Source organism: Acinetobacter sp. Q85-2 (genome assembly GCF_013420555.1).
Taxonomy (GTDB): domain Bacteria; phylum Pseudomonadota; class Gammaproteobacteria; order Pseudomonadales; family Moraxellaceae; genus Acinetobacter; species Acinetobacter indicus.
Genome location: NZ_VOXW01000024.1, coordinates 1 through 26745, shown reverse-complemented (window position 1 = coordinate 26745; position 26745 = coordinate 1). Strand labels below are relative to the sequence as shown.

Annotated in this window: 22 protein-coding genes; 7 read left to right on the top strand and 15 right to left on the bottom strand. The window is 47.1% G+C overall.

Features of this window, described 5'->3' with window-relative positions:
• Nucleotides 1-134 precede the first annotated feature (134 nt).
• From betA to betI, 3 genes are read right to left on the bottom strand one after another with little or no spacing between them, the layout of a single operon-like run.
• Nucleotides 135-1802, bottom strand: a complete 1668-nt coding sequence (gene betA, locus FTT68_RS12065) for a choline dehydrogenase (RefSeq protein ID WP_180175390.1) — start codon at nt 1800-1802, stop codon at nt 135-137.
• 10 nt (nt 1803-1812) lie between these two features.
• Complete coding sequence (gene betB / locus FTT68_RS12060; RefSeq protein WP_180175389.1) at nt 1813-3285, bottom strand: betaine-aldehyde dehydrogenase; 1473 nt, start codon at nt 3283-3285, stop codon at nt 1813-1815.
• A 20-nt stretch (nt 3286-3305) separates the two neighbouring features.
• Nucleotides 3306-3890 (bottom strand): transcriptional regulator BetI, encoded by a 585-nt coding sequence (gene betI, locus FTT68_RS12055; RefSeq protein ID WP_168400231.1) that lies wholly within the window; start codon nt 3888-3890, stop codon nt 3306-3308.
• 229 nt (nt 3891-4119) lie between these two features.
• On the opposite strand from betI, the gene FTT68_RS12050 reads away from it, so the two are divergent.
• Both FTT68_RS12050 and FTT68_RS12045 read left to right on the top strand, forming a co-directional pair.
• Nucleotides 4120-6156, top strand: a complete 2037-nt coding sequence (locus FTT68_RS12050) for a choline transporter (protein ID WP_180036342.1) — start codon at nt 4120-4122, stop codon at nt 6154-6156.
• A 12-nt stretch (nt 6157-6168) separates the two neighbouring features.
• Nucleotides 6169-6777, top strand: a complete 609-nt coding sequence (locus FTT68_RS12045; protein ID WP_005177911.1) for a MarC family protein — start codon at nt 6169-6171, stop codon at nt 6775-6777.
• A gap of 81 nt (nt 6778-6858) precedes the next feature.
• On the opposite strand, the gene FTT68_RS12040 is transcribed toward FTT68_RS12045, so the two are convergent.
• From FTT68_RS12040 to FTT68_RS12015, 6 genes are all read right to left on the bottom strand, one after another.
• Nucleotides 6859-7920, bottom strand: a complete 1062-nt coding sequence (locus FTT68_RS12040) for an enoyl-CoA hydratase/isomerase family protein (protein WP_180175388.1) — start codon at nt 7918-7920, stop codon at nt 6859-6861.
• A 21-nt stretch (nt 7921-7941) separates the two neighbouring features.
• A complete protein-coding gene (locus tag FTT68_RS12035) occupies nt 7942-8715 on the bottom strand; it encodes an enoyl-CoA hydratase (RefSeq protein WP_168389937.1) in 774 nt (257 codons plus the stop codon).
• A 19-nt stretch (nt 8716-8734) separates the two neighbouring features.
• Nucleotides 8735-9862 carry an acyl-CoA dehydrogenase family protein gene (locus FTT68_RS12030; RefSeq protein ID WP_104470213.1) on the bottom strand — a complete coding sequence of 376 codons (1128 nt, stop codon included), beginning with the start codon at nt 9860-9862 and terminating at the stop codon, nt 8735-8737.
• Between the two features lie 69 nt (nt 9863-9931).
• Nucleotides 9932-11584, bottom strand: a complete 1653-nt coding sequence (locus FTT68_RS12025; RefSeq protein WP_180175387.1) for an AMP-binding protein — start codon at nt 11582-11584, stop codon at nt 9932-9934.
• A gap of 83 nt (nt 11585-11667) precedes the next feature.
• The gene (gene mmsB / locus FTT68_RS12020) at nt 11668-12558 is read right to left on the bottom strand and encodes a 3-hydroxyisobutyrate dehydrogenase (protein WP_180036345.1); all 891 of its coding nucleotides are present in this window, start codon (nt 12556-12558) and stop codon (nt 11668-11670) included.
• An 11-nt stretch (nt 12559-12569) separates the two neighbouring features.
• Nucleotides 12570-14099, bottom strand: a complete 1530-nt coding sequence (locus FTT68_RS12015) for a CoA-acylating methylmalonate-semialdehyde dehydrogenase (RefSeq protein WP_168418666.1) — start codon at nt 14097-14099, stop codon at nt 12570-12572.
• A 176-nt stretch (nt 14100-14275) separates the two neighbouring features.
• On the opposite strand from FTT68_RS12015, the gene FTT68_RS12010 reads away from it, so the two are divergent.
• A complete protein-coding gene (locus FTT68_RS12010) occupies nt 14276-15160 on the top strand; it encodes a LysR family transcriptional regulator (RefSeq protein WP_104471333.1) in 885 nt (294 codons plus the stop codon).
• Nucleotides 15161-15292: 132 nt separating this feature from the next.
• The gene (locus tag FTT68_RS12005) at nt 15293-15970 is read left to right on the top strand and encodes a type 1 glutamine amidotransferase domain-containing protein (RefSeq protein WP_180036346.1); all 678 of its coding nucleotides are present in this window, start codon (nt 15293-15295) and stop codon (nt 15968-15970) included.
• Nucleotides 15971-16055: 85 nt separating this feature from the next.
• On the opposite strand, the gene aliA is transcribed toward FTT68_RS12005, so the two are convergent.
• The 4 genes from aliA to FTT68_RS11985 all read right to left on the bottom strand — a co-directional run bounded on the left by aliA (nt 16056) and on the right by FTT68_RS11985 (nt 20668).
• Nucleotides 16056-17711 carry a cyclohexanecarboxylate-CoA ligase gene (aliA, locus tag FTT68_RS12000; RefSeq protein ID WP_180006499.1) on the bottom strand — a complete coding sequence of 552 codons (1656 nt, stop codon included), beginning with the start codon at nt 17709-17711 and terminating at the stop codon, nt 16056-16058.
• 162 nt (nt 17712-17873) lie between these two features.
• Nucleotides 17874-19031, bottom strand: a complete 1158-nt coding sequence (gene aliB / locus FTT68_RS11995) for a cyclohexanecarboxyl-CoA dehydrogenase (protein ID WP_005177939.1) — start codon at nt 19029-19031, stop codon at nt 17874-17876.
• A 14-nt stretch (nt 19032-19045) separates the two neighbouring features.
• The gene (gene badI / locus FTT68_RS11990; RefSeq protein WP_005177941.1) at nt 19046-19828 is read right to left on the bottom strand and encodes a 2-ketocyclohexanecarboxyl-CoA hydrolase; all 783 of its coding nucleotides are present in this window, start codon (nt 19826-19828) and stop codon (nt 19046-19048) included.
• A 72-nt stretch (nt 19829-19900) separates the two neighbouring features.
• Nucleotides 19901-20668: a glucose 1-dehydrogenase gene (locus tag FTT68_RS11985; RefSeq protein ID WP_005177943.1), complete on the bottom strand. Its 768-nt coding sequence runs from the start codon at nt 20666-20668 to the stop codon at nt 19901-19903.
• Nucleotides 20669-21092: 424 nt separating this feature from the next.
• On the opposite strand from FTT68_RS11985, the gene FTT68_RS11980 reads away from it, so the two are divergent.
• Nucleotides 21093-21590, top strand: coding sequence for a MarR family winged helix-turn-helix transcriptional regulator (locus FTT68_RS11980; RefSeq protein ID WP_005177946.1), 498 nt, complete (start codon nt 21093-21095; stop codon nt 21588-21590).
• A gap of 89 nt (nt 21591-21679) precedes the next feature.
• On the opposite strand, the gene FTT68_RS11975 is transcribed toward FTT68_RS11980, so the two are convergent.
• Entirely contained in the window at nt 21680-22912 is a 1233-nt protein-coding gene (locus FTT68_RS11975) for an MFS transporter (RefSeq protein WP_180006498.1), read from the bottom strand.
• Nucleotides 22913-23270: 358 nt separating this feature from the next.
• On the opposite strand from FTT68_RS11975, the gene FTT68_RS11970 reads away from it, so the two are divergent.
• A complete protein-coding gene (locus tag FTT68_RS11970) occupies nt 23271-24494 on the top strand; it encodes a CaiB/BaiF CoA-transferase family protein (RefSeq protein ID WP_005177978.1) in 1224 nt (407 codons plus the stop codon).
• Nucleotides 24495-24582: 88 nt separating this feature from the next.
• On the opposite strand, the gene FTT68_RS11965 is transcribed toward FTT68_RS11970, so the two are convergent.
• Nucleotides 24583-26265: an AMP-binding protein gene (locus FTT68_RS11965; protein WP_180006497.1), complete on the bottom strand. Its 1683-nt coding sequence runs from the start codon at nt 26263-26265 to the stop codon at nt 24583-24585.
• A 237-nt stretch (nt 26266-26502) separates the two neighbouring features.
• Here FTT68_RS11965 and FTT68_RS11960 point away from each other — a divergent pair.
• Nucleotides 26503-26745: transposase (locus tag FTT68_RS11960; protein WP_180057229.1), on the top strand; the 243-nt coding region annotated here is incomplete at its 3' end.

Genomic DNA, 26745 nt, shown 5'->3' with positions numbered 1-26745 from the left:
AATGTAAAAATCCCAGCCAACCATCCGACCGTGAGCTGTGCGGATGGTTGGATATGTGGTTTTAACTAAGAAAAAAGGATGTGTATAAAAATGCACATCAAAATGATCTAAGAGATCAAAGCGTTCTGTTGCGGCTAGATTGACCGGACTGGCGTATTGGCCCGGTAAAATGGCGCCGTAGATTTGGCCAGCGCCGGTTTGGCACGAATATGATCGGCCAGTTTTTCGGCCATCATAATGGTGGTGGCATTCAGGTTGCCGGTAATAATCAGCGGCATGATGGAAGCATCAATCACTCGCAGGTTTTGCAGCCCATGTACTCGCCCGTAGCCATCGACCACCGCCATATCATCTTCACCCATTTTGCAGCTGCAAGATGGATGGAACGCAGTTTCAGCGTGGTTACGGATAAATTCGTCCAGCTCGGCATCGCTTTGTACCTGTTTGCCCGGGCTGATTTCTTCGCCGCGATAGGCATCTAAAGCCGGTTGATGCATGATGTCCCGGGTAATGCGGATGGCATCACGGAACTCGCGCCAGTCCTGTTCGGTACTCATATAATTGAACAGGATACTTGGATGCTGAAACGGATCTTTGGAGCGCAGTTTGACCCGCCCACGAGATGGAGAGCGCATAGAACCGACATGCGCCTGAAAACCATGCTGCTGAATGGCATTACTGCCATTGTAGTTAATGGCGACCGGTAAAAAGTGATACTGGATATTCGGCCAGGCAAACTCATCGGAGGTGCGGATAAAGCCACCGGCTTCAAACTGGTTACTGGCACCCACACCCTGACCTAAAAACAGCCATTCTGCGCCAATTTTTGGCTGGTTATACCATTTTAAGGCTGGATATAAGCTGACCGGTTTTTTGCACTGATACTGTAAATACATTTCCAGATGATCTTGCAGGTTTTCGCCCACGCCCGGTAAATCATGAACCACCGGAATCTCCAGGCTTTTTAGATGCTGGGCATTACCGACACCGGAACGCTGCAGAATTTGCGGGGAAGCAATGGCACCCCCACAGAGCAACACTTCTTTTTCAGCAAAGACTTGGAGTGGCTGCGCGGTACTTTGTCCCTGAAAATATTCAACTCCCACCGCCTGCTTGCCATGAAATAGAATTTTATTGGTCATGGCATGGGTGCGAATGGTTAAATTCGGGCGCTGTCTGGCCATATCCAGATAACCACGCGCCGTGCTGGAACGGCGTCCCTGTGGGGTTACGGTACGGTCCATCGGGCCAAATCCTTCCTGCTGATAGCCATTCAGGTCATCGGTACGTGGATAACCGGCTTGAACCCCAGCTTCGACCATGGCATGAAACAGCTCATTATTACCATTCTTAGGCGTTGCGACTGAAACCGGGCCTGAATCACCGTGATAGTCATTGCCGCCAATATCGCGAGTTTCAGCTTTTTTATAATATGGTAGACACTGCGCATAGTTCCAGTGTTCCAGACCTTTAAAGCTGGCCCACTGTTCCAGATCCATAGCATTACCACGGATATAGCACATGCCATTAATCAGTGAAGAACCGCCCAGACCTTTACCACGGCCGCATTCCATACGGCGATTGTTCATGTGGGGTTCAGGATCAGTCAGGTAGGCCCAGTTATAACGGCGGCCTTGTAATGGATAAGCTAAAGCAGCCGGCATCTGGGTTCTAAAATCCAGACGATAGTCCGGGCCACCTGCCTCAAGTAATAGCACCTTAGTATCTGGATCTTCAGTTAAACGCGCTGCCAGAACATTACCCGCAGAGCCCGCACCGATAATAATATAGTCGTAATTCATCAAATCCCCCTTATGCGCTAAATACAGATTGGAAAGGACTGAGTTCGACCTGAACCGATTTGGTCTGGGTGTAATGCTGCAAGGTCACAAGCCCATTTTCACGTCCAACACCGGAATGTTTATAACCACCGACCGGCATTTCTGCAGGTGATTCACCCCAGGTATTCAGCCAGCAAATCCCAGCTTCAATCTGATGAATAATGCGATGGGCACGGCTTAAATCCGGACTGACCACACCAGCAGCCAGACCATAGGTGGTGGCATTGGCTCTGCGGATTACTTCATCTTCACTGTCATAGCTTAAGATGCTCATAACCGGGCCAAAAATTTCTTCCTGGACAATGCGCATTTCATCATGACAGTCGGTAAATACCGTGGGTTCGACAAAAGCCCCGTGCGCAAATTCAGCTGCCGCTGCGCGCTGCCCGCCTGTTAACAGACGAGCGCCCTGCTGTTTGCCCAGCTCAATGTAATGCAATACTTTTTCCATATGGGCAAAGCTGGATAGTGGCCCGAAATTAGTGTTCGGGTCTAAAGGCTGACCCATGCGCACATAGGGAATGCGCTGCAGAATCTTTTCTTCAAAAGCAGTTTTTAAAGCAGCAGGAATAAACACCCGGGTTCCATTGGTACACACCTGTCCAGAGCTGTAGAAATTGGCCATCATGGCGATATCGGCAGCCAGATCCAGATTGGCATCTTCACAGATAATTAACGGTGATTTTCCACCGAGTTCCATGGTGATTTCTTTTAAGCTGGACGCCGCTGCCTGTGCCATTACTTTTTTACCGGTACTCACACCGCCGGTAAAGGATACTTTGGCAATCTCTGGATGCTCAGTTAAATAGCTACCCACATCGCCACCACCGGTCACCACATTAAAGACGCCGTCCGGTACTCCGGCTTCACTATAAATTTCGGCCAGTTTTAACGCGGTCAGTGGGGTAATTTCACTGGCTTTAAATACCATGGCGTTGCCTGCGGCCAAGGCCGGTGCAGATTTCCATAACGCAATCTGGATTGGATAATTCCAAGCGCCAATACCGGCCACCACACCCAGCGGTTCACGGCGGGTATAAATAAAAGAACTTTCTCTTAATGGAATTTGCTGGCCTTCGAGCGCTGGTAAAATGCTGGCATAATATTCCAGCACATCTGCCCCGGTCACAATATCGACGCTCCGGGTTTCACTTAAAGGCTTGCCACTGTCCAGGCTTTCAATTTCTGCCAGCTCATCATTGCGTGCCCGTAAAATGGCTACGGCCTGATTTAAAATGCGTGAACGCTGCATGGTGGTCATGGCTGCCCAGACTTTTTGTCCCTGTTTGGCAGACTGTACTGCCCGATCAACATCGGCCTGGTTACATGCCTGAATGGTGGCCAACACCTCAGCATTGGCCGGATTAATACTTTGGAATGTTTCAGAGGATGAAGCATCGACAAACTGACCGTGAATATAAGGTCGTTGTGTATTGAATTGCATCAATTGGTTCTCCTCGTAATTTAGTGAATATTGAGTTGCTGACGGATATAGTCGGCACAAATCTGAATAGGTAAATCGGCATCCAGTTCAGTGGTCATTAAGGAACCGCGTAACCAGAAACCGTCAATCAGTGCGGCCAGACCCTGTGCGGCGCGTTCGGCCTGATCGCGGTCCAGCTGTTTGGCAAACTCATGCTTGATATTGGAATGCAGGCGGTAATGGTTAACCTGCTGCAAACGATGCAAGTCAGGTTGATGCATACTGTTGGCCCAGAATGCCAGCCAGGTTTTCATGGCCGCTTTGTCAGTCTGTTCGGCCGAGAAATTGGCACGCACAATCGCAATCAGGCGCTGCTCCGGGGTATTTTCTGCGGCGTTTAAACTGGCCGAAATGGCATCGCCCAGCTGTTGCAGCAAATAACGCATGGTCGCTTCAATCAGGCCATGCTTGCCCTGAAAATAATGACTGATGATGCCTGTAGACACACCTGCCCGCTGGGCAATCTGGCTGATAGACGCTTCAGCAAAACCCAGTTCATTAATGGCAGATAAGGTGGCATCAATCAGCTGTTGACGACGAATCGGTTGCATACCAACTTTAGGCATAAGATCGACCTGACTAATAAAAATCATACACAAGGCAAGGTAACATATAAAAACGTTATTTTAATTGAACGTTCAATTAAAATAAATTATAGTCCCGTCTGCTTCCTGATGTACAGCTCAGTTTGTTTTTCATTTGCAAATGTTTGTAATGAGAGCCATGCCTATAGTCTGGTTAAGCCAAAACACACTGCGCTGTAGATCCGAATTAAAAAAATATGGTCACAGATTTATGCAAAAGAAAACTGAACAGACGACCGATAGTCTGAACAAAGTTGTCTTTTTTCTTTCGGCAACACTCATCCTGCTGTTTTCGCTGGTTACGATTTTATTTAATGACCAGGCGAATCAGCTCATTACCCAAATCTTGAACTGGGTCAGTCGGACCTTTAGCTGGTATTACCTGCTGGCGGCCACCTTATATCTGGTCTTTGTACTGTTTATTGCCCTGTCGCGTTATGGCGAAATCAAGCTTGGTCCCAAACATTCTAAACCCGAATTCAGCCTGCTGAGCTGGTCGGCCATGTTGTTCTCAGCCGGGATCGGGATTGACTTGATGTTCTTCTCGGTCGCTGAACCCCTGTCTCATTATATGAGTCCTCCAGTCGGTGAAGCTGAAACCTTTGAAGCTGCACGCCAGTCTATGGTCTGGACCCTGTTTCACTATGGTCTGACCGGCTGGAGCATGTATGCGCTGATTGGGGTTGCGTTGGGATATTTCAGTTATCGCTATAATTTACCACTGACAATTCGCTCTGCGCTTTATCCTATTTTTGGAAAAAGAATTAATGGCCCGATTGGCCATACGGTAGATACAGCTGCAGTACTTGGTACGATTTTTGGTATTGCCACCACCTGCGGTATCGGTGTGGTTCAGCTAAATTACGGTCTGCATGTCCTGTTTGGCTTGCCGGAAAATATCTGGATTCAAACTGCATTAATTGGTGTTGCAGTCATTATTACTATTATTTCCGTGACTGCGGGTGTCAATAAAGGTATTCGGGTTCTGTCTGAAATTAATATCTATGTATCAATCGGGTTGCTGCTCTTTATTCTCTTTATGGGAAATACAGAGTTTTTATTAGCGGCTCTAATTCAGAATTTTGGTGATTATCTCAGCCAGTTCCCGAAACTCTCTTTAAGCAGTTTTCCTTTTGAGCAGCCTAAAGAATGGATGAATAGCTGGACGCTGTTCTTCTGGGCATGGTGGATCGCCTGGTCACCTTTTGTTGGTCTGTTCCTGGCCCGTATTTCCCGTGGTCGTACCATTCGCGAATTTGTCACCGGGACTTTGGTTATTCCTCTGTTATTTACCCTGACCTGGTTGTCTATTTTCGGTAACAGTGCTTTATACAGCGTGATTTTTGATGGTAATACTCAACTTGCTACGACAGTTTTAGAAAATCCGGCACATGGTTTTTATGATCTGCTAGCACAGTATCCAGGTTTCACATTTCTCGCAGGTGTCGCCACCATTACAGGTTTGCTGTTCTATGTGACTTCAGCGGATTCAGGGGCATTGGTATTGGGGAACTTCACCACTAAATTCACTAATATTGAGCATGATTCACCGCGCTGGCTCAGTGTGTTCTGGGCCATTGCTATCGGTTTGCTAACTTTGGCAATGCTCATGGCGAATGGCGTGACAGCATTACAGAACACCACGATTATTATGGGTCTGCCTTTTAGCTTTGTGATTTTCTTTGTGATGGCCGGACTGTATAAGTCCTTGCGTCTGGAAGATTTCCGTCAGGCCAGTACCAGCATGAATGCGGCGCCCGTGGTCGGCAATGTCGACATCTTTAACTGGAAAAAACGCCTCAGCCGGGTAATGCTGCATGCCAATTTATCGCAGACCCAGCAAATGCTGGAAGAGGTCTGTAAACCGGCAATGCAGGCGGTGGCCACAGAATTCATCAACAAAGGCATTCAGGTCGATCTGGCGGAAAAAGCCCTGGATGATGAACCGGAACTGTCACATCTGGATTTAACCATTCAGCTGGATGAAGAAGAAAACTTCGTTTACCAGATCTGGCCAATCCGTTATGACACACCCAACTTCAGTTCACGCGGCAAACGCACCAAGAAATACTATTACCGTCTGGAAACCTATCTGTTTGAAGGCTCGCAAGGCAATGATCTGGTGGGTTATAGCAAGGAACAGGTCATTAACGACATTCTGGATAAATACGAGCGCCATTTGATGTTCTTGCACATCAACCGGATTAGTCCAGGCAAGCGCCCGCTCTTTCCAGACCCGGATCAATAAGGAATCTGTAGGATGTCTGAATCGCTTCACGCCTTTGCACTGTTTTTCTCATTATTAAACCCGTTTTTAATGAGTATTTATATGCTCGGCATTATCCGTAATTCCGAGGCCCGAGTGTTTAATCGCGCCCTGATTCAGGGCAGTTTAATCAGCTTTGTGGTGTTTATTATTTTCGCCAAAACCGGTGAAGCCTTTTTTCATGATGTCCTGCATGTCCGTTTTGAATCTTTCCAGATTTTTGGCGGGATTATTTTTCTGGTGATTGGTTATCGCTATGTGTTTGAAGGCGCCGATACCATTGGGGTGATGCGCGGTGCGCCACATCATTTGGCCGGCACCATTGCCATGCCGTTTATGATTGGCCCGGGAACCATCAGCGCCGCGGTCATTACCGGAATTCAGCTAAGCCTGTGGCAACTGGTGCTGGTGATTTTTGTGACGCTATTTCTGACCTGTAGCCTGCTTATTTTAATGAAATATGCACATGATCATTTGCAGCATAAACATTCCAATTATATTGATTTGTATGTCGATATTGTCGGGCGTCTGGCCGCCTTGCTGATTGGGACCATCGCCATTGATATGATTGTGACCGGTGTCAGCGGAATTATGCAGAGCTAAACGTCCAGTTTAGATGCTCTAAACAAAAACCCTCTTTCAATCTGAAAGAGGGTTTTTATTAAGGTTTGGATATTTAACTGTTTAAGAAATCTGTTCCAGCGGCTGGGTATTCCAGACCGGCCACAAAGTTTCCAGTACTTTTTCAAAAGCACTATTGTCAGTTTGCCATTGCGGATTTTTATCTTTATCGACAATTAAAGCGCGTACACCTTCAATAAAATCACCTTGCTGCATCCAGACATCCTGTAAATTGCGTTCCAGCTGCATTGACTTTTCCAGCGACAAGTTTTGCCCGACCTGTTGCAGCTTTAAGCTGACCTGTTTGGCCATTACTGGACGCTGCTGCAAAATAGCCAGCATTTTCTGCGCCCATTCCTGATCTGGACCGGTACCTGCCTGAGCCAGACTGTGTTCAATATCATCCAGCGTTGCATAAGAGAAATGGCTATTGATCTGCTCGATACGCTTTTGCAATTCACTTTCTGCCGGATGGGTAATAAAGCTGCTGATGATTTTGCGGATTTCAATCGGGTTGAGTAGCGGCGCTGCAATTAACGCTGCTTCTAATTCAGCAAAGCGCGCACTCGGCACATGATAGTCAATTAAATCTAAATACAAGGCATCGCTGCTGCTGATCTGTTCACCGGTCAGCGCCATATATACACCAACATCATCTAGCCGTGACAGGAAATGGGTGGCACCGACATCGGGGAAAAAGCCGATTGCAGTTTCCGGCATGGCAAAACGGGATTTTTCACTGCTGATCTTGATATGACAGGCTTGCGCCAGACCAAAACCGCCGCCCAGCACATAGCCATCCAGCATCACCATAACGGTTTTTGGAAAATTCCGGATGTTGCTCAACATACGATATTCAGTGGCAAAAAAATCCTGATATTGGGTATTGCCGGCCTGATAACTGTCATACAGATAACGGATGTCACCGCCCGCGCAAAAGGCCTTCGGGCTGTTGGAATTGATCAGGATGGCCTGTACCGCAGCATCCTCACGCCATTGCTCCAGTTGTGCCTGAATACCCTGAATCATCGGCAAGGTTAAGGCATTTAAGTGGCTGGTCCGGTCCAGGCTAATCATGCCTAGACCACCCTGCACATGAATGGCTAAATTATTGTCCGTACTCATTTATTTTTCCTATTATGATTTTTATTGATGGCTAAATTGGGCCGGGCGTTTTTCGACAAAGGCCTGCATACCTTCTTTCTGGTCCTGACCGGCAAAAATGGAATGGAAAATACGTCGCTCAAAACGCAAGCCTTCGGCCAGACTGACTTCAAAAGCACGGTTGATGGATTCTTTAATCATCATCACTGCTGGCAGGGATTTTTCGGCAATTTTTTCTGCGGCTTGCAGAGTTTGCTCTAACAATTCCTCTTTGGCAAACACCCGTGCCACCAGTCCACTTTGTTCAGCTTCCTGCGCGCCCATCTGGCGGGCCGTCAGACACATTTCCATGGCTTTGGCCTTACCAATTGCCAGGGTTAAACGCTGGGTACCGCCAATGCCCGGCAATACACCCAAAGTCACTTCAGGCAGGCCAAATTTGGCATTATCAGCACAGTAAATAAAGTCACACATGAGCGCCAGTTCGCAGCCACCGCCCAAGGCATAGCCACTGACTGCGGCAATTAACGGTTTACGGCGCTGGGCGATGCGGTCGGCCAGACTGAAAAAATCATCCAGATAAATTTGTGGAAATGTGAGATCTGCCATTTCTTTAATATCGGCGCCGGCAGCAAAGGCTTTTTCTGAACCGGTAATCACGATACAGCCAATATCCGGGTCTTTTTCCAGCCGGTCCAGCGCCTGATTGACTTCGGCAATCAGCTGATGGTTCAGGGCATTTAAGGCTTTCGGGCGGTTTAAGGTTATCAGTCCAACCCCGTTACGCTGTTCAAGTAAAATTGTTTCCCATTGCATGATCAATCTCCCTGTTCAATTATAAACTACGTGCAATCACCAGACGCTGAATGTCGCTGGTGCCTTCATAAATCTGGCAAATACGCGCATCCCGATAAATACGCTCGATTGGAAAATCTTTTAAATAGCCATAGCCGCCAAAAATCTGTAAGGCTTTGGAACAAACCCGTTCTGCCATTTCTGAGGCAAACAGTTTGGCCATGGAGGCTTCAGTTAAACAGCTTTCACCAGCTTCTTTTTTACGGGCCGCGAAATGCACCAGCTGCCGTGCTGCTTCAATTTCGGTGGCCATGCTGGCCAGCCGGAAAGAAATGGCCTGCTGTTCAAAAATCGGTTTGCCAAAGGCCACACGCTCATGCGCATAGCGGCTGGCTTCTTCTAAAGCGGCGCGCGCCAGACCTACCGCCTGCGCGGCAATCCCGATGCGCCCGCCTTCCAGATTGGCCAGGGCAATTTTTAGGCCTTCACCTTCGGCGCCCAGCCTTAAACTTTCATGAATGCGCACATCGGTTAAGGCAATCTGACAGGTATCGGAAGCATGTAAGCCCAGTTTATTTTCCACCCGGATGACCTCATAACCGGGTGTATCGCGTGGCACTAAAAAGGCGCTCATGCCTTTTTTGCCGGCATTCGGGTCGGTTACGGCAAACACGATAATCATGCCGGCGTTGTTGCCCGAGGTAATAAACTGTTTGGCACCATTAATAATATAATGATCGCCATCTTTAACTGCGCGGGTTTTAATGGCGGCAGCATCCGAGCCGGTATGTGGTTCGGTTAAGGCAAAAGCGCCAATCATTTGACCTTGAGCCAGTGGCTTTAAATATTGCTGCTTTTGCTGCTCGGTGCCGAATTTGAGAATGGGCACACAGCCAACTGAGTTATGCACGCTCATAATGGCCGATGTCGCACCATCGGCTGCGGCAACTTCTTCTAGGGCTAGCACATAGGCCAGCGTTCCCGTGCCTGAACCGCCCCATTCTTCCGGAATCAGCATTCCCATAAAGCCCAGTTCACCCATTTGGGCCAAAGCCTCTTTCGGGAAAATGCCTTTTTCATCCCATTCGCCAGCATTCGGTTTAATCTGCTCCTGGGCAAAACTTTTGGCCATGTCCTGAATCAGCTGTTGTTCTTCCGTAAATTGCATACCTGCTTCCCTTAATCTTCTTATTGAGATGTCTTTCTTGATCTGTTGGCGTTTTCGTTTTTTAGCGTTTTATGCAGTTTTGGCCTGCTGTAATTTGCTGATTTCCTGATTACGCAGTAAAAAGCGCTGGATTTTGCCACTTGGGGTTTTTGGCAGTTCAGTCACAAATTCAATCAGGCGTGGATAGGCATGTGCAGACAGACGTTTTTTGACAAACTGTCCCAGTTCTTCTTCAAGTTGTTGCGTGGCTTGTACCTGCTGGGCCAGCACCACAAAGGCTTTAATTACTTCGGTACGCTCCGGATCCGGTACACCAATCACGGCGGCTTCAATCACCGCATCATGTTCCAGCAAGGCGCTTTCCACATCAAATGGGCCAACCCGATAGCCTGACGTTGTAATGACATCATCACTACGTCCGACAAAGCTCATGCTGCCATCGGCGTGAATTTCGGCGGTATCGCCAGTTAAGTAATAATCTCCAACAAATGGTGACTTACGGCTTTCTTCATAACCGCCAAACCACATCATTGGTGATTGACGGATATCAATCGCCAGAATGCCCGCAGTATCTGCTGCTAAGGCCTGACCCTGCTCATCAACCACGGCAATGGTATAGCCCGGGCTGGCAAAGCCGGCTGAACCTGAACGTACCGGATGTTCCAAGGCATGATGATTACACACCACCATCCCCACTTCGGTCTGGCCATAATGGTCGTAAATGGGCACATCCAGTACCTGTTCAAACCAGCGGATTACTTCTGGATTTAATGGTTCGCCGGCACTGCTGACCACGCGTAATTTGCCACGTAGCTGTGCCATCTGTGCCTGATCGGCAGCCATCATCATCCGGTACGCCGTCGGGGCACCGGCCAGATTGGTGATGCCATATTGCTGAACAATTTCGCAGACACTTTCGGCATTAAAACCACCTTCATAAAACAGGGTCGAATGCCCCAGTAGCAATGGCCCGGTAATGGCATAGTACAGACCATACGCCCAGCCCGGATCTGCAATATTCCAGAACGCATCTTCCGGTTGCAGGCCAATGGCATTTTGCATATAGCCGCCAAATGCAATCAGGGCTTTTAGTGGCACTTTCAGCGGTTTGGCCGGCCCGGTGGTGCCCGAAGTAAACATCAATAAAAATGGATCATCAATCGTCAGCATTTCCAGTTCACAGTGCTCGGCCTGACCCTTCAATACGCTCCAGAAACTGAAATCTTGCGGATAGGCATCGGCCTGGCGCTCTGCATGCACGGTCACAATGTCTGGACAGTTCGCAATATCCACCAATTTATCGCGGTTGGCCAAATCGGTGACCACCAGCTTGCTTTGAGCCAGCTGAATACGGTGTTCAATGGCTTTGGGTCCAAAGGCGGTAAACAGCGGCTGATACACCGCGCCAATTCGCCAGGTGGCCAAAATAGTAATGATCAGTTCCGGAGTGCGTGGCAATAAGCCAGAAACGCGGTCACCTTTTTGCACACCCTGCGCTTTTAAAAAGCTGGCAAACTGGCTGGCATATTTTTTTAGCTCGGCAAAGCTGTACTGCTCTTTGCGGCCATCTTTACCATGCCAGTACAAGGCAATCGCATCTGAACCGGCGTGGCGGTCGCAGCATTCAAAACAGGCATTAAGTGCCTGCATGGTGCCAGACAGATACTGGCGTGCAACCGTATTGAGATCAAATTCCTGAACCGTTTTTTGATAATTTAACATATGTACCTCAGCCTGAATTTATCGTTATTACTGACAAGGTGTATGGATGTAGCCTGTCCCTGCTCCATCATGTTGCTATTTTTTTACGCTGTTGGCGCGGTATAATGATGCATGATGCTGGAGAAATCCAGATGTGCATGACCTTCCTGACACAACTGCTGATACAGCTGTTGCACCAGACTGCCCAGAACAATCGGATGCTCGGCCTGATGTGCAGCATCAACCGCCAGCCCTAAATCTTTCAGCATCAGTTGTGCGGCAAAACCATCGGTATAACCACGAGATGCTGGCGCATTGGCACAGATATCTGGCCACGGATTATAGACTTCAGAACTCCAGCAGCGCCCAGATGAGCTGTTAATGACTCCGGCCAGCGCTTGCGGATCAATCCCGAGTTTTACTCCCAGTGCCATGCCTTCGGCGACCGCCGTCATGGAAATACCCAGAATCAGGTTATTACAGATTTTTGCCACCTGCCCGGTGCCAATAGCACCACAATGCACCAGATTTTTCCCCATCGCACTCAGTACCGGCTTCACTGCTTCAAATGTGGCGGCATCGCCCCCAACCATAAAGGTCAAGGTGCCCTCTTTGGCGCCTAAGGTTCCACCAGACACCGGTGCATCACAGACCTGAATCTGTCGAGCCTGTGCGGCTGCGTCCACGACCTGAATGGTTTTCGGGTCAATGGTGCTGCTGTCGATACATAAACTGCCAGCCGGCAGCACGTTTAAAATACCCTGTTCACCCAGATACACCGTGCGTACATGCTGGGCCGCAGGTAGCATGGTCACCACCACATTGGCCTGTTGGGCTGCATCTCGCGGACTCTGGCAAACCACGCCACCGGCCTGGGCAAAATGTTCTAAAGCGATCTCGCTCAAGTCATAGCCAAACACTTGATGGCCGGCTTTGAGTAAGTTCTGTGCCATGGAGCCGCCCATGTTGCCTAAACCAATAAATGCAATTTTCATGGTCATTCTCCTTAACGCAGACTGATGGTGGTATTCACACCAGCACTTTCCTGATCATCTTCAAACCAGCGGCTGGTGATAGTTTTGGTCTGGGTATAGAACTGCACGGCCTGTTTGCCATACGGGCCTAAATCACCGAGTTTGGAGCCACGGGAACCGGTAAAACTGAAAAATGGTACCGGCACCGGAATTGGAATATTAATACCGACCTGACCAATATCAATCTGGTTCTGGAAAGTACGTGCGGTACTGCCGCTTTGGGTAAATAAGCCCACGCCATTACCAAACGGATTGGTATTAATCAGCTGAATAGCCTGTTCTAACGTATCGACATGAATGATGGCCAAGACCGGACCAAAGATTTCTTCCTTATAAATGCGCATCTCGGTCGTGACCTGATTAAAAATGGTCGGACCAACAAAATTGCCTTGCTCATAGCCGGCAACCTGCACCTCGCGGCCATCTAGCAGCAGTTCTGCACCCTGCTCGACACCACTGTTAATCAGGTCAATCACACGGGCTTTGGCACGGGTTGAGATGACCGGTCCGACATCGGTATTCGGTTCATGGCCAGCATTGACCTTTAAGGTTTTGGCTTTATTGACCAGCTCATCGACCCAATGCTTGCTTTCACCGACCATCACCGCCACAGACAGGGCCATACAGCGCTGACCGGCGGCGCCAAAGGCTGCACCAACCAAGGCATTTAAGGTCTGTTCTTTATCGGCATCCGGCATTACCACCACATGGTTTTTGGCGCCCATCATTGACTGTACCCGTTTGCCATGCTGGCCTGCCAGGTTATAGACATGGGTACCCACCGCCGTAGAACCGACAAAGGAAATGGCCTTGATATCAGAATGCGTACACAGCAGATCGACCACTTCTTTACCACCATGCACCACATTCAGTACCCCGGCAGGAACACCAGCCTGCATCGCCAGTTCGACCAGCATCATGGTTGATAGCGGATCCTGCTCCGACGGCTTTAAGACAAAAGTATTGCCGCAGACAATGGCCATTGGGAACATCCACAACGGAATCATCGCAGGGAAATTAAACGGGGTAATTCCGGCACAGACACCTAAGGGTTGCTGCATGGTATAGGTATCCACCCCGCGCGCCACGCCTTCAATATACTCACCCATTTGCAGCGAACCGACCGAGCAGGCATGTTCCACCACTTCCAGGCCACGCTGAATATCACCTTCGGCATCTGCTAATGTTTTGCCCTGTTCAGCGGTCAGGACTTGTGCAATACTTTTTAAGTTTTGACGGATCAGCTCCTGCAGTTTCAGCATAATCCGCATACGGGCCTGAATAGGTGTTTCACGCCAGCTGGCAAAAGCCTGTTGGGCTGCGGCAATGGCGGCATTGACTTCTTCTGCAGTGGCAAACGGCACCTGACCCAGAACCTCCTGGGTAGCAGGATTGACAATATCTTGCCAATGACTGGTTCTGGAGTCGATAAATTCACCATTAATCAGCAGTTTTGCCGTGGTGAGGCCGGTATTCGAATGGGGATGATGAATCGCGTTCATGGTCGCTCCGTGCTGGTTTGTTATTGTCGTTTTATCTGCCTTTACTGGCTGTTTTTAACGTATTATTTTTACGCTGTTTCAGCAGACTAACAAAGAACACTTTTGGCACCAATAGAGATTGGCGCACGACGATTGTGCAAATTTGCACAGAGATTTAACAGGATGTTAAACATAAAATGAAAGTTGATTGGGATCACTTACGCTTTTTTCTGGTCTTGGCCCGGGCCAAAACCCTCACCAATGCTGCGCGCCTGATGGAAGTGGAACACAGCACCGTGGCACGGCGCATTCAGGCGCTGGAAAATACCTTGGGTACCCAGCTGTTTAAACGTGAAGCCAAAGGCTATGAGCTGACTGCGGAAGGTCTGGCACTGGTGCCCCGCGTCGAACAGATGGAACAGTCTTTTATCCAGATTGATAAACGCCATGACCCTTTACAAGGCCGGGTACGCATTGGTGCGCCGGAAGGTTTCGGGACGGCGTTTCTGGCCCGGCTGCTGGCGGAGTTTTCACAGCATTATCCTTCGCTGACTATTGACCTGATTCCGGTGCCAAAAACCATCAAACTTTCACATCGTGAGGCCGATATTGTCATTTCAATTGACCGGCCCAAATCCGGGCCTTATATCATTACCCGACTCTCAAATTACTGTTTAAAACTGTACGGCAGTCAAAGCTATTTACAGCAAAATCCACCAATTAGACAGCTGGAAGATCTGAAACAGCACCGATTTGTCGATTATATTGATGATCTGGTGTATAGCTCGGCGCTGTATTCGCTGGAACGTTTGCCGCTGCAAGTGACAGCTTGTTTTCGCAGTAACAGTATTCTGGCCCAGCAGATTGCGGTCAGTACCGGCGCCGGACTGGCAATTTTGCCGCGATTTCTGGTGCATGATAAACCCGATCTGCAAGAAGTTCTGGGCGATCAGGTCAGTTTTACCCATACCTTCTGGATGTTGACCCTAGTTGATTTACAGCATGAGCCGAAAATCAAACTGGTCTGGGATTTCCTGCGCAAACAGGCCGATGTGCAGCAGGCCCTGTTAATGGGCACTTAAAATCCTTTGCAGTATCTGGAGATTGACACATGCCGATACAGCAACTGAACGTATCACAACACTTAGCGCCCATTACGCTTGCTAAATTAACAGTCGATGAACCGAATAATATGAACCATTCAGGAAAATGATATGAAGATTCTCATCGTGCTGACCTCTCATGACCGTCTGGGTGATACAGGCAAACAGACCGGTTTCTGGCTGGAAGAACTGGCCGCCCCTTATTATGCTTTTGTTGATGCTGGCGCCGAGGTGACCTTGGCCTCTCCTAAAGGTGGTCAACCGCCTCTTGATCCGAAAAGTAATGAACCCGATGCTCAGACCAAAGCCACCGAGCGTTTTAAGGCGGATACCGCCGCCATGCAAGATCTGGCGCAGACACGCAAACTCAGTGAGGTGTCGATTGCCGATTTTGATGCCGTGTTTTATCCGGGCGGTCATGGACCCTTATGGGATTTGGCCGAAGACCCGGACTCCATCTCTTTGATTGAACAAACATTGCAAGCCAATAAACCGGTGGCGTTGGTCTGTCATGCGCTGGGAGTATTACGTCATGTCAAAGCACAGGATGGCCAACCGCTGGTCAAAGGCAAGACTGTAACCGGTTTTAGCAATACAGAAGAAGATGCAGTTGGGCTAACCAATATTGTGCCCTTTTTAGTTGAAGATATGCTGAAAGAATACGGCGGGCAATATTCAAAAGCCGAGGACTGGCAGGTGCATGTACAGCAAGATGGTTTGCTGATTACCGGACAGAATCCGGCCTCCTCAGAGGCGACCGCAGAAGCGTTATTGAAATTCTCGAAATAAGCATAGACATCGACGTCATCGCTTTTTGTGCTTAATAGAAAACTCCTGAATTAATTATCAGGAGTTTTGCTTTTAATGAAAGGAATTAACTGGCAGATGCAATATGCTGGGCCAGCATTTCCCGAAGTTTAAATTTCTGGATTTTCCCTGATGGGGTCATTGGAATTTCATCCCAGATTTCTAAACGCTCTGGAATATACTGAATTGCCAGATTGTGTGCTTTCAGGAACTCGACCAAATCCTTTAACTGCATGGTTTGCGTGCCTTCTTTGAGCTTCACGATGGCGCAGGCTTTCTCGCCCAGTCGCTCATCTGCATACGGAATTAACGCCACCGTTGCCACATCTGGATGTAAATAAATTAAAGATTCAACTTCGGCCACAGGAATATTTTCGCCACCGCGAATAATCACATCTTTTTTACGTCCAGCAATCCGGATATAACCTTGCTCGTCCAGATAGGCAATATCACCAGTATCGAACCAGTCATCTGCACTGGTTTCGTTTAAATGTGGGCGCTTCATATAGCCACCAAAATTGGAACAACTGCGAATCATCAGGGTGCCCGATTGATGTGGTGCTAATTCTTCACCATCATCGCCAACCACTTTCACTTCAACGCCAGGAAGTGGCAAGCCGTCGGTATTAAAGGAACGCTCATCCTCATCTTCAGGGCGGGTGGTGGTTACTGCGCCGCATTCGGTCATACCCCAAGCTGAAATGACTTTAACGCCTATATTCTGACGTGCTTTTTGTACCAAGGTGCTTGGAATCGGTGCGCCCGCACACAGGAATATTTTTAAACTGTCTAAAGTCTGATGGTTGTGTAAGACGGCTTCAGATAAATCATTTAAAAATGGGGTCGACGCCATGGTAAAAGTCACCTGATGCTGATGCATCAGCTCAATGGCGAGATTGACATCCCAGACATCCTGCAAGACGGCTTTGGCTTTTAATAAAACCGGCATGATCAGCCCATACATAAAACCGGTTTGATGCGCCATTGGTGATCCCATAAAAATCACATCGTTGTGGTTCAAATGTAAACGTTCAGCATAGGGAACAATATTGGCAAATAAGGTATTTGCACTATGCATCACCCCTTTGGGTTCACCGGTAGTGCCGGAGGTAAAGACCAGCTGTGCAATATCATCAGCGGTGATGGTGACTTCATTCAGGCTATTCAGGATTTGCGGATCATTCTCCAGACCGTGGTTAAGTAATAATTTTTCAAAACTATTCTCACCCTCTCCACCGACCACAATCACCTGTTGCAAACTTTCAATATGACGTTGTAACTGATAGGCCAGTTTTTCATGGTCAAATTTACGGAAGACTTTCGGTACAATAAAAACCTTACTTTCCGTATGTTTCAGCATAAATGACAGTTCACGCTCTCTAAAAATCGGCATCAGCGGATTGAGTACGGCCCCAATCCGACGACAGGCGATATACAATAAAGTGAACTCCCACCAGTTGGGAAGTTGGCAAGACACAATATCCTGTTTCTGTACACCTAACTGTTTTAATCCCAACGAAATTTTATTGGCTGTCTCCAGCATTTGCCGGTAAGTAAAACTTTGCTCTGACTGACTTTCAGTTTTATAGCTGACCAAGGCTATTTTATCTGGATCTTGCTGTACTGCTTCATCTAATGATTGCAGGATGGTTTTATTTAGCCAGTAGCCTTGTTGCACCATTTTTTCCCGGCGTGGGGGTAGAAGAACCGCATCGAAATCCATTCCATAACTCCATTTTTATCATGATCCGCCTGTTCACTTTGTTAAAGTGCTTAAGCGTGAGGCACTATTTGTAGATAGATCTGCTTGACCAATCGCACAGCAACACGTGGTATGCGATTGTGATCAGTACTTTTGATAAACGATGATGCTGACCTGTTTCCATCAGGCCGGGACAGCTTTGCGTCCGGCTTTTTTACGCGCAATAATAGTTTTCATAATTTGCGCAGTGCCATCACCAATCTGGAAGCCCAGTACATCGCGCATACGCTGCTCCATCACTCCGCGGTCATAGCCTGCATGACCAAAGGTCAGTAAGCATTGATGAATCACATCATAGGCCAGTTTCGGCCCCCACCATTTACACATCCCGGCTTCAGAGGTGTGCGGTAAATGGTTGTCTTTTAGCCATAACGTTTGCAAACACAATAACCGTGCGGCTTCGACCTGGGTTTCATATTCAGCCAGAGGATGTGAAATGCCCTGAAATGCCGTGAGTGGCTGGCCAAAAGCTTCGCGCTGCGCTGCATATTCCCAGGCTTCATCCAGGCTCACCCGTGCTACAGCCAGCACCTGTAAACCAATCAAGGCACGGGAAAAGTCAAATCCTTGCATAACCTGGACAAACCCTTTGTTTTCATCTCCCAGGCGATGATTGACCGGAACCCGAACGTTATCAAAGAAAATGGAACCGCGACCAATGGCACGCTGGCCATGACAATCAAAACGTGTGGTGCTAATACCCGGCAAGTCCATCGGCACCAGCAATGCCGTTACGCCATGTGCACCATCTTCAACCGAACCGGTACGTCCAAACACCACCGATGCATCAGCCTGATCAGCTGCAGAAATCGAGGTTTTTTCACCGTTAATGACATATTCATCTCCCTCACGTTCAATTTTTAAACGCAAGTTGGCGGCATCTGAACCCCCACGTGGCTCGGTGAGTGCAATTGAGAAAATGGCTTCACCTGCGGTCAGCTTTCTCAGCCACGGTTCCACCACCTCAGGTTGACCATGTTCCGCCAGAATCTGTCCATTTAAGGAAGCCAGCAAGTTAATATAGGAGAAACTTAAATCGGCCTTGGCCACCGCTTCATGAATAATACCCGCAGCCAGCCGGCCCATGCCCTGGCCGCCGTATTGTTCTGGAAGTTCTGGTGCAATAAAACCCATCTCGCCCATTTTTTTCACCAGGTCACGATCAAAGACACGACTTTGATCGCGCGCTAAAAAACCGGGTGCAATATATTTTTGTGCAAATTTTTCAACCGTTTCTGCTAAAAATGCCAGTTCTTCCGTGATATAAGGATTTTGAGTCATACGTATTTTCCTTATTATTTATAAAATTTACGAAATTCAGGCTGGCGTTTTTCTTTAAGTGCATTAACGCCTTCGCGCGATTCTTCTGTGTCGTAATACAGTTTCAGGGCATACATGCCCATCCCGGCAATTCCGGCCTGATGTGCGGTATCCATATTGAAACTGCGTTTGGCAATGGCAATTGCTGTCGGACTACGCTGACAGATTTCTTCTGCCCATGCCTGTACTTCGGCATCCAGCTGATCAGCCGGTACGCACTTATTGGCCAGCCCGATTTCAACCGCTTCCTGACCGCTATAACGGCGGCACAAGTACCAGATTTCACGGGCTTTTTTCTCGCCGACGACACGCGCCAGATATGCTGTGCCATAGCCCGGATCGACAGAGCCCATTTTGGGACCGACCTGGCCAAAAATCGCTTTTTCAGAACAGATGGTCAGGTCACAAATGGTCGCCAGCACATTCCCGCCACCAATTGCATAACCTTGTACACGGGCAATCACCGGTTTGGGCACATCACGGATGGCGGTATGTAATTCTTCCATCGGTAGGCCAATGGTGCCGCGTCCATCATAATTACCATCATGTGCAGACTGGTCACCGCCAGTACAGAAAGCTTTTTCACCTGCTCCTGCCAGGACAATGGCACCCACATCCCGGTCATAGCCTGCCTTATTTAAAGCCTTGATTAGCTCATCACACGTGGTCCCGCGAAAGGCATTCATTTTTTCGGGGCGGTTAATGGTGATCCAGGCCACGCCGTTTTTCACTTCATATAAAATATCTTCAAAATTCATGGTTATACTTCCTGTATTAATCCTATCTGTACTCATCTGATTTTATTTTTGACCTTTAATGCGGGTTTCGACTTAGCCACTCATGGTTAAACCACCTGAAACACTCAGCACCTGTCCGGTAATAAAGCTGGCATCTTCACTTAAAAAGAAGGCAATTGCAGAGGCCAAATCTTCAGGTTGCCCCAAACGGCCCAGTGGAATTGAGCGGATAAAGGCTTCCCGTAATTTTTCCGGATTCGATGCACCTTCGGTCACGCCAGCCAAGAGTGCTGTATCGGTTGGACCCGGGCAAATCACATTAATCTTGATGTTATGACGCGAATGCTCACGTGCCAGCGTTTTCGAAAATGACAGCAGTCCACCTTTACAGGCCGCATAAACCGCTTCACCTGAAGAACCGACGCGCGCAGCATCTGATGCAATATTGACGATACTGCCCGTATTACGCTCAACCATGCCCTTCAGGACAGCAAAATGCATATTCAGCATACCAACCAGATTAATCTGGATCAGCTTGTCCCATTCCTGTGGATTGGTTTTAACAAAAGGCTTAAAAATATCCCAACCGGCATTATTGACTAGGCCATCTACCGGCCCCAGCTGGCTTTCGACCTGCTGTACAGCCTGCTCAACTGTATTGTGATTGGTAATATCACACTGTACTGCCAATGCCTGACCGTTCTGCTGGTTAATCTCCTGCGCCAACTGCTCTGCTGCGGTCATATTCATATCAAAGATTGCGACTTTAGCGCCCTCTTCTGCCAGCCGGCGACAGGTTGCTGAACCAATTCCACCTGCACCGCCTGTCACAATAACCACTTTATCCTTTAAGCCTTTCATTTATGTCTCCCTGCGCTGTTCTTATGCCAATTTGCCTGGCCGTTTTTTATTCAATACCCATGTTCTTTACAATAGGAGTAGAATAATTTTATGTCAATACATTTACATAAAATAAAATTTAAAATTAATTTAAATTAAATATATCAATTATTTATAATTTATTAAAAATAAACACATTGACATAAATTGGCTTTAACCTTAAGTTTTATGCGTAAAGCAAGCAGATGTGACAGAACCAAGAAAGAGGATGGTTCATCTATACAGTACTGAACGGAGGCGCAAAAATGTGGGCACGACCAGCAAAGAAAAATTGCTGATCCCCTTTGAATTACAGCCAGATAGAAAACAGAGTCTGATTTATACAAGATACCTTTTGAGTATAATGCAGCTTATTGAATGAATTTGATCAGGGTGGTCTTTTAGAATGACTGATGCTCTAACAAAAAAATATGATCAATCCTTATATTCCGCCCACAATAGACTTTTTTTTAGACTGTTTCAGGTGGGAAATACACTGGACCGCAAATGCTCCAACGAATTGGGGATTTCTCCGGTGCACTGGGCAGTTTTAGGGGCTTTGTCTCGCCCACGGGTTCTATCCGGAATGTCATTTTCCGATTTAACCGACTATCTGGGTGTGAGCCGTCAAAACCTGGATGCCGTATTAAAACGGCTGGAACGCGAAGGTCTGGTACAGCGCGTGATTAATGAACAGGACCGCCGTGCAAAAAATGTTGCGCTGACCGATGCAGGTCTTAAAACCTGGGACAGCCTGCAAGATGACTTCTTTAATTTTTATGGCCAGGCTTTAAATACATTGGCCTTTGATGATGTGGTGACTCTGATTCACCTGTTAAACAAAGTGAATGATGGGCTAAAGAGCATTCAAATTGCCCAGAAGAATACTGCTTCGGACGTTTGATTAAACATTGAAGATAAGACTTCTGGAATCAAAAAAATGAGCCTTTCAAGGCTCATTTTTTTATTACTTGATCAGCTGATTTAAAAACTCTAAGCCTTTTGCGGGTCGTATTGACGATCTTTAATAAAGATTCCCGATACTGCACCACATAAGAAATAGGCGCCGCCCATAATCAGGAAGCCTAAACCAATTGATCCTCCACTCGCCGCTGCACCAATAATTGCAGGTGCAAACATGGCACCAATACGCCCGGCATTATAGGCACCGCCAACCGCGGTACCACGAATGGAAGTTGCAAAACTTTCAGTCATATACGTCGCATTAATGGCATACGGAATACCGTACAGGAAACCAAAGAAAATGAGCAGATAGGCAATATTGTCCGGGCTATTAAACAGCACAATCACTGGCAGGAAGATCGCGGTCCCAATTGCACCAAAGGAAAATACAAAACGACGGCCTAAACGGTCTGCAGCAAAACCGGCCAGAACTTTACCGAAAATCATGGCGACATAGGTCCCAATCATATAGCCCGCCATTGATTTAAAATCCATATGTAACTCGGATTCTAAATAAGCTGGCATCCAGTTGTTTACTCCGTAATAGCCAAACTGTAAAAAGCCGGCAGTGAGAATCCATAAAATAAACATTCTACGGTTACGCGGGTCTGCAAAAATCTCTTTAACTGTACTCTTTTTCTCAGGCTGTTTGACTTGAGTTTCAGCAGGCCCATACAAGCGCTGTAATCTTGCACGTTGCCAAGATTCTGGTTCTGGCACCAGTTTCTGAATAAAAATCGCCAGCACCGATGGAATAATGGCAATAAAGAACAGCATACGCCAGCCATATTCCGGAATAATCCAGCCGGCTTGTAGGGTTCCCAATACTGTGGTGCGATATTCGGTCGGTACATACTCTGCCATGAGTGTATTCGCTGCAATATACAGTGAACCAATACCAAAGGCAGACAAAAAGCGCAGAATGGCGAACTGTTTAAAATTTTGGGTAAAGCCCAGTGCGGCTGTTAAAATTGAAAAGATTAAGATTGAAATCACTACCGTCCGAACCCGACCCAACCGGTCGCAGGCCCAGCCACCAAGAAAACCACCTACGGCCATGCCGGCCAGCGTCGCACTTCCCAGGGCACCAGTCTGTAAATTGCTTAAGCCAAATTCTGCTTTCAGACTGTTTAAGCTAAAGGAGAGCAAGAGCATGTCTGCCCCATCGACCAGCAGCGCCAGAAAGGCAAATACAAATGCAATTTGCTGGGTTCTTTTGGTGGTGGGTTGAATCTTTTTTAGCTCAGTTACCAAATCCGTCATGAATTAAATATCCTTGTTCTTTCTATTCCTTGTTTATTTTTCAGTTGCTTATCGCTCACGAAGTTCCTGATGTGAGCCTATTGTTGTGCTGCGTTTTTCAATCCATAGCTGTGCTACTCCTGATCTTTTTGTTGCTGTCATGAAGACTTCTCAGCCTCTGTTTGTTTTTTGGTCGTTCTTTTTAGCTCACTCAGGGTAGACAAGATAAAAGTAATTTTAAACAAATTTTGATATATTATTTTGTTATACGAAATTAACGGTCGCATAGTTGAGTGTTGGATCGTTTTAATATAGGTTTACTGTGATTATTAAAATATGTAGACATGAAATAAAAACGGAACAAGGAGTGTGAGAATAGATGGGTGCTTTAACAGGCTTTCGGGTATTGGATCTCAGCCGTATTTTGGCTGGACCTTGGTGTAGTCAAATTCTGGCCGATCTGGGTGCAGAAGTAATTAAAATTGAAAAGCCTGATCATGGCGATGATACGCGCATCTGGGGACCGCCCTGGCTTAAAAACAACCAGCAACAAGATACCCATGAATCTGCCTATTATCTTTCGGCCAATCGTGGCAAACATTCCGTAGCTGTTGATCTATCAACCCCGGAAGGCCAGCAGATTATTAAAAAAATTGCTGAAACCAGTGATGTGGTCATTGAAAACTATAAAGCCGGTTCTTTGAAAAAATATGGTCTGGACTATGAAAGCCTGAGCCATATAAACCCGCGTCTGGTGTATTGTTCGATTACCGGTTTTGGCCAGCATGGTCCACGTGCTCATGAACCGGGTTATGACTTTATTATTCAAGGCATGGGCGGCATGATGAGCGTTACCGGTGAACGCGATGATTTACCCGGTGGCGGCCCGCAAAAAGCTGGATTGGCTTTTGCCGATCTGACCACCGGTTTATATTCTGCAATTGCCATTCAGGCCGCCTTACTGTCGCGTGAAAAAACCGGTGAAGGCCAACATATTGATATGGCCTTGTTAGATACTCAGGTGGCCTCTTTATCGGTGCTGGCCATGAATTATTTGACCTCAGGCAAAGTGCCGGGCCGTTTTGGTAATGCACATGCCAATATTGTGCCTTATCAGGTATTTAAGGCGCAGGAAGGCGAATTTATTATTGCCTGCGGCAATGATCAGCAGTTCTTGGCGCTGTGTGATGCCATAGGCCTACCTGAAGTACCGAAAGATCCGCGTTTTAGTCGCAACTCTGGCCGAGTGATGCATCGTGAAGAAGTCACCCAAATTTTACAGCAACATTTTTATACCCAACCGGCCAAAACCTGGGTCGATTTAATTCACGCCGTCAAGGTCCCTGTGGGCATGATCAATAACCTGCAACAGACTCTGGAAGAAGAACAGGTGCTGGCACGTGAAATGGTAATTCAGATGCCGCATACCCTGCGCGAAGATTACACCTCAATTGGCTCGCCAATTAAACTGTCCAAAACCCCGGTTGAATATAAAAAAGCCCCACCGTGCTTAGGTGAAGATACCGACAATATCTTAAGCCAGTTTTTAAGCGCAGAAGAAATGCAGGCATATAAAGCCAAAAAGATTATCCAGCAGCGCTAAGGCGGCATCCCACCGACAATAAAAAAGGAATCCTCGGATTCCTTTTTTATTGGAGAGTTTCCTCTCCTACGTCTCTCTTAAATCTGAACTAGCAGGCTGTAGCATCCGCCTGATGGGTTTTCGGCAATTCCCGACGCAAGATTTTTCCGACTGCAGATTTTGGCAGCTCCGCCACAAACTCAATATATTTAGGCAGTTTATAACTGGTTAAATGCTGTCTTAAATAAGCCATGACTTCATCTTCGCTCAGGCTAGCATCCTGTTTAACAATAAATGCTTTCGGGACCTGACCAGACTTTTCATCATCAATTCCAATCACAGCACTTTCTAACACTTTGACATGTTGAGACAGCACATATTCCAGTTCATTCGGATACACATTAAAGCCAGACACCAGAATCATGTCTTTTTTACGGTCAAGGATACTGATATAGCCCTGTTCATTCATACAGCCAATATCGCCAGTCAGGAAAAAGCCATCTTTGGTAAATACCTGCGCCGTGGCTTCCGGTTGCTGCCAATAGCCTTTCATCACCTGTGGACCGCGAATGGCAATTTCTCCAGCTTGGTTAATCGCTACCGGTTGGCCTGCATCATCCAGAATCAGAATATCGGTACCTGCCAAAGGTAAACCGATGGTGCCACTAAAACGCTGGCTTAAAGGCGGGTTAAAAGTTGCAGTCGGTGAAGTTTCGGATAAACCATAGCCTTCATAAATATAACGGCCTGTGACTTCATACCACAGGTCAGCTGTGGCTTTCAGTACCGGCGCACCCCCACCGGTGGTGGTCTTCAGCTGACGATGATCCAGACTTCTAAAACGTGGATGATGTGCCAAGGCATTAAACATGGTGTTTACCCCCGGAAAAACCGTCGGAGGATGCTTGGCATACTGGTCAATTAAAGCGTCTAAATCTCTCGGATTCGGAATCAGCACATTGGCAAAACCACGGCTCAGGCCATAACTGAACAAACAGATGGTAAACCCATAAATATGGTAGAGCGGCAAGGCACAAAATACATATTCATGTTCTTCTGCCATCCGGTCGCCAAAATGGCTAATAAACACGGTACTGTTCTGGGCAATATTAAATAAAATATTGCGGTGACTCAGTTCAGCGCCTTTAGATAAACCTGTTGTGCCACCGGTATATTGCAGAATGACTGTGTCATTTTGCTGTTGGGGTGGTGTTTTAAAATCAATCGTGTCGACCTGATCAAGTGCCTGCTTAAAATCAAAGAATGTCTTGGCCGGATATTGCGCTGCCTGTGGATGCACTACGGTATCTTGCGCTTTCACCAGATCCAGTGGATGGGTCGAAATCACATATTTAAGCGTCTGGCATTCATCCAGATCCTTGAGCTGATCTAAAGTCTGATTCAGGATAAATAAAGCTTCTGCACCAGAATCCTGCAACTGATGATACAGCTCACGCTGGGTATACATCGGATTGACATTCACCAGAATATAACCGGCACGAATAATGGCAAAGGTTGCAATTGGATACTGAATAATATTTGGCAGCATCACCGCAATACGGCTACCCGCCTCTAGCCCCAAATTCTGTAAAAAGGTCGCCATTTTCTGGCTATACACATCAATATCATGATAACTGAACTTTTTATCTAAATAGATAAAGGCTGTTTTATCCTGAAATTTCTCTAGATTTTCAGCGATGGTCTGACTCAAGGTCTGGGTGGGATCTGGCTGAGTAAATTCAGGATTTACATTCCATTTTTGATATTCAGCAATCCATGGCTGTGTGCTCATTGAAGCTCTCTCCTATCGCTTGCGTTCTTTTATTTTGTATAGTGAAACTATATTTTGTATTATTTGATAATAGCTTTAAATTCGACCTTCGATCAATGCTTGATCGGCTTTTTAGCAATTTTTTACAAATTAAAATCAATCATTAGTGCTGATATTTTAGGGTCTGTTGACATTTACTGTGCAAAAAAAATAGCGAAAAAGTAGAATTTAATCGCCAAACCAAATCTACTCCTCGCTATGCCTCGTACAATATTGACTGATCAACACTGGTCTAAGTTAGAAAACATTTTCCGTAATTTTCGTATTTATCTCAAACAAAATCTTCGAAATTTTATTGAAGCTATTCTTTATAAAATCCGTACAGGCTGCCCGTGGCGGGATTTACCTGCTGCCTTCGGAAAGCCAAACTCCATATTCAAGAAATTTTCCCGGTGGTCGAAAGATAATAAGTTATTAAAAATATTTAAGTTAATTTCATCT